Here is a 4,631-nt window from a genome sequence, read left to right as displayed (position 1 = left end):
GGGTCGCGCAGACTGTTGCCTCGGTCGGGCCATAAGCGTTGACAATTGATGCTGGGGGAACACTTCGGATGAGTTCAGGCTTCGGCAGCTCTCCAGCAAGAATGAGAGCTTGCGCGGCCAAACCTTCCAGATCCTTGGCTGTCTGAAGCAACGCGGGTGGTAATGTCGCGTGGGTGATGGCCTCGGTTCGGAGATAATCCAATAGCTTGTTACTAGCTTGGCGGATCGCTTCCGCAGGCAAGTGTAAAGAGGCTCCGGAGCCAAACGCCATAACAAGCTCCCAAGCGCTTGCATCAAAAGCAATGGAGGCGAACTGCAGGACTCGGCTGTTGGGAGAAGCGCCAAAGAGGCCAACCTGAGCCGACAGCAGATTGACCAACCCCCGATGCTCGACCATGACCCCCTTTGGGGTTCCGGTTGATCCTGAAGTGTAGATAACATAAGCGAGATGGCCCGGTGCGAGGCCAAGCGTCCGCCGGTCAGGGTTCGAAGCCGGCCGATTGGCCCAGGCTGTGGCCGTCTCCAGATCAATGACCGTCACATTGGTCAGCACCTCGGGACGGAGTGCTGCGCGACCGGCGAGATCGCAAAGCAGCAGCCGCGGCGCGGCATCGTCGACAACCTGCTGCAGCCGCTCGCTGGGATAGGCTGGGTCGAGCGGCAGATAGGCGCCGCCCGCCTTGAGGATCGCCAAGATACCAACCACCATCGCCACGCTGCGTTCGAGGCAGATCGCCACCGGCTGGTCCGGCGTGACCCCGAGCTCGATCAGATGATGCGCCAGCCGGTTGGCCCGCGCGTTGAGCTCGCCATAGCTCAGCCGCTCGTTCTCGCAGACCAGCGCCAACGCCTCCGGCGCCTTGTGCACCTGCGCCTCGAACTGCTCATGGACGCACAGCTCCGATGGGTAGGCCTCCGCCGTCCGGTTCAGGTCCTCCAGCAGATAGGTGCGCTCCTCGGCCGGCAAGATGTCGAGCTCGCGTACCGGCGTGTCCGGAGCATCCTCCAGCGCCTTTGCCAGTTGCTCGAGCACCCGATGCATGTAGCCGCAGATCCGATCCGCCGAGATGGGCTCCGCCACCTGCGCAGTGAGGCCCAGCGCCTCGCCATAATCCTCTACCGACAGGGTCAGCGGATAGTTGGTGCGTTCCTCCCCAGACAACCATTCCATACCCGACAAGACATCATCCGCTCCGGAGCCGGGCACAACCGGCGCCTTGTTGTGACGATAGTTCAACAGCGTGCTGAACAGCGGCGCCGACACCGCAACAGCGCTGCAGCGCTGAGCCAGCGCCAACGAGGCATGCTCATGTGCCAGCAGCTCGGCCAGCCGGGCGTGCGTCGTCCGCACGCTCGCCTCGACGGCGGTCTGATCAAGATCGAGCCGCAACGGCAGGGTGTTGATGAACAGCCCCATGGCGCGGTCGGCGCCGGCGCTGCCCTGCAGGCGACCCGACAGCACCGTGCCGAATACCACCTGCTCGCGGCCGCTGCTGCGCGCCACCACCTGCCCCCACGCCAGATGGCACAGGCTCGCCAGACTCACGCCGAGCCGCCGCGCCTGTTCCACCAGCCGCGCGTAGAGCGCTGGCGGCAGCATCCGATGCGCCTCACGTACCCCACCGCCGTCGCCGCGCACTTCCCTCAACTCGAAGGGCGTGGTCGGTTCGTCGATGTCGGCCAGCAGCTCCCGGAAGAAGGCTTCATCCGCCTTGTCATTACCGCGCAGATGCGCCTGCGCCACCAGATTGCGGAAGGGCTGCGGCGCCGGCAGCTCATGCTCGCGCCCCTCCAGCTCGGCCCGGACCTCGGCATGCATCACGTCCCGCGTGGTGTGATCCCCGATCAGATGATGCTGCAGCTCCAGCAGCAGCCAGCGCGTGCTGCCGGGCTCGCGCGCGATCACAAACCGCAGCAGTGGCGCCCGGCCAAGGTCGATGCAGTGCCGGCGCGGATCAAACCGAGCCCTGAGCTGCTCGGCGCCAGCGCCATGACCGCCATTCAGCTGGACTTCGATCACCTCCAGTCGCGCCTCCCGCCACACCACCTGGGCCGGCCGCGATAACCCCTCCCAGACGAAGGAAGTACGCAGGATGTCATGCCGATCCACCACCCGCTGGACCGCGGCAAGATAGCGCTCGAGCAGCCCACGATCGGCAAACGCCATCTGCGACACCTGTAGGTATGGATCGCCCTTTGCCGCTAACAAATGATGAAACAGGATGCCGTCCTGCAGCGGCGACAGGCGGTAAATGTCCTGGATGTTGCAAACCCCGCCGGGTACCGTAGCGATGATCCGGTCGATCTCGTCCTGCGCCAGCTCGATCAGGGGCAACATCTCCGGTGTTATCGCCGCACTTCGCTCGGTGATCAGATTGCCCGGGACTGCTACTTCGTGATGGCGGCGCAGGCTTGCGGCCAGATCCGCCAGCACCGGCTTGACGAACAAGGTGCGCACCTCGATGCCCAATGAGCGGCGCCGCAGACGATCCATCATCTGCACCGCCGAGAGCGAGTGCCCTCCCAGTTCGAAGAAGTTGTCGTGCCGTCCGACCTGCTCCAGCCCCAGCAGGTCGGCCCAGATCTGCGCCAGCACCGTCTCCATCTCGCCCTGTGGCGGCGCGTAGGTCCGGCGCGCATACGCCTCATCGCCCGGGGCCGGCAGCGCTTTTCGATCGAGCTTGCCGTTCGGCGTCAGCGGAAGTGCCGCCAGCCGCACGAACGCGCTCGGCACCATGTAGTCCGGAAGCCCGGCACTCACATGCGCCCGCAAACCGCCGGCGAAATCAGCTTCCTCGGCTTCTGCGGCAACGACATACGCAACGAGGCGCTGCTCGCCGCGACCATCCTCGCGCGCCACCACCACCGCCTCGCGCACCGAGGCGTGCTCGCAAAGCCGAGCGACGATCTCACCCGGCTCGATGCGGAAGCCGCGGATCTTCACCTGCTCGTCGTTGCGCCCTAAAAACTCCAGATTCCCGTCCGGTAGGTAGCGTGCCAGGTCGCCGGTCCGGTACAGCCGGTCGCCGTCCACAAAGGGACTGGGGATGAACCGCTGGGTTGTCAGCTCAGGGCGGTTCAGGTAGCCACGTGCCACCCCCGCCCCACCAATGTAAACCTCGCCCACCGCACCGAACGGCACCGGCGCGCCATAACCATCCAGCAAATAGATCCGCGTGTTCGCAATAGGGCGGCCAATCGGGACAATGGCCTCATTAAACTCAGCCGGGCAATTCCAGGCCGTGACGTCGATCGCAGCCTCAGTTGGACCGTAGAGATTGTGCAGGCCCGTCCAAGGCAATACGCGCCGAACCCTATGCGCACTGGCGGCGGGGAGCGCCTCGCCGCTGCATAAAACTCGCCGCAGCGACGTGCAGCGATCAACACTCTTCGCATCCATAAAGCTGACCAGCATGGATGGCACGAAGTGAACCGTCGTGATGCCCAGCCTGACGATCAAGTCGACCAATGCATCGGGATCTCTATGCGCACCAGGCGGGGCCAGTACAAGGGTTGCTCCTTCAAGTAACGTCCAAAAGAACTCCCAGGCCGAGACATCGAAGCTAAATGGCGTCTTCTGCAACACGACATCAGTTGCCTTGAGACCATAGGCCTTTTGCATCCAGGTCAGGCGATTGACGATAGCCCGATGCTCATTCTGTGCCCCTTTGGGCGTGCCTGTGGATCCCGAGGTGTAGATCACATAGGCGAGATTGCGGGAGGTCAGGCTGAGCGCGCGCGGGTCAAGATCGGCTTCCGGCAGGCTGGTCCAGGCCGGCGCCGCAGCATCGAGTTCTACCACGCTCACATCGGCCGGCAGATGCCCGCCCAAGGCTGCACGGCCGGCGACATCGGTCAGCAGCAGGCGGGGCACCGCATCGTTGAGCACCTGGCGTAGCCGCACCGACGGATAGGCAGGGTCCAGCGGCACGTACGCCCCGCCAGCCTTCAGGATCGCCAAGAGCCCCACCACCATCATCGGACTGCGCTCGACGCAGATCGCGACCGGCTGGTCAGGCCTGACCCCGAGGGCGATCAGGTGATGCGCGAGGCGATTGGCCCGCGCATTGAGCTCGCCATAGCTCAGCCGCTCATCTTCGCAGATCACCGCCACCGCATGTGGCGTCTTCTGTACCTGCGCCTCGAACAGCTCGTGAATGCACCGCTCCGCAGGATACGGGGCCGCCGTCCGGTTCAGCTCCTCCAGCAAATACGTCCGCTCGGCGATTGGCAGCAGCTCAATCCGGGGGACCTCTTGCTGCGCATCGGCAGCCATCCCCCGCAGCACCGCTATCAGATAACCACGCTGCCGCTCGATGGTCGCCTGATCAAACAGCGCCGTGGCGTAACCAAGAGTTCCGGCGATCTCCTCGCCATGCTCGCCAAGGCTCAGCTCCAGATCGAACTTGGCCTGATCAATCTCCTCGCCGGCAGCTTCCACACTCAGCCCCGGCAGGTCCAATGACCCAACCGCATTGTTCTCCCAGGCCAGCATCACCTGGAACAAGGGCGTGTGATCAAGAGCTCGGGGCGGCTGCACGATCTCCACCACCTGCTCGAACGGCAGGTCCTGATGCTCCTGCGCAGCCAGCACCGTGCGCCGCGTCCGCTCCAAAAGCTCCGACACGCTC

At 64.5% G+C, this 4,631-nt stretch carries 1 protein-coding gene; it reads right to left on the bottom strand.

Translation table 11 applies throughout. The features are described from left to right. On the bottom strand, positions 1 to 4,631 hold a 4,631-nt coding region (locus XF30_RS11875; RefSeq protein WP_146207795.1), incomplete at both ends, for a non-ribosomal peptide synthetase.

Origin of the sequence: Bradyrhizobium sp. SUTN9-2 (assembly GCF_003122645.1) — a bacterium.
Taxonomy (GTDB): Bacteria; Pseudomonadota; Alphaproteobacteria; order Rhizobiales; family Xanthobacteraceae; genus Bradyrhizobium; species Bradyrhizobium yuanmingense.
Note: the sequence above shows the minus strand (reverse complement) of the source record. Positions and strands in the feature narration are given on the sequence as shown.